We start from the raw sequence: 519 nt of genomic DNA, 5'->3' as shown, positions 1-519 counted from the left end.
TGGCGTCATAGCCAAAGCAGCTGGTGAGCTTGCCCTGGGTCCGGTACACCTCGCGGTGCAGGTCATCACGCTCCATATCGCTGATGACCTGGCCATCCAGGTTCAACTGGTGCAGGTGCCCACTGCCATAGTACAGGTGGTTGACCTTGCGACCGTCCGGCAGGGTCAGGGTGGTCAGGTTGCCGAGCGGGTCGTACTCGTAGCCGAGCGTGCCGTCAGGGGTGACTTCTTTGGTCAGCCGGCCCAGCAGATCGTAGGCGTACTCCAGCTTTTCTTCGCTGATCCCAAGCTGCTTGCCGATCCCGGTCGGCTGCCGCTCAATGCTCAGCAACCGGTCGCCGTCGTCGTACGCGAAGGTCTGGCTCGCATCGCGATTGATCTTGGCGACCAGACGGCCAATGGCATCGCGCTCGAACAGCGTATGACGTTCCGGGCGTTCGGCGTTTTCACCGTAGCCAATCTCATCCAGTCGGGTCAGATGGCCACCGACGTTGTAGCTGAAACGCCGGGTCAGGTTAT

At 61.3% G+C, this 519-nt stretch carries 1 protein-coding gene; it reads right to left on the bottom strand.

The genetic code is table 11. The features are described from left to right. Positions 1 to 519, bottom strand: a 519-nt coding sequence (locus tag J5M71_RS27130; protein ID WP_243434370.1) for an RHS repeat domain-containing protein, incomplete at both ends; no start/stop codon positions are given.

Origin of the sequence: Pseudomonas sp. 43(2021) (assembly GCF_017490805.1) — a bacterium.
GTDB lineage: Bacteria > Pseudomonadota > Gammaproteobacteria > Pseudomonadales > Pseudomonadaceae > Aquipseudomonas.
Note: the sequence above shows the minus strand (reverse complement) of the source record. Positions and strands in the feature narration are given on the sequence as shown.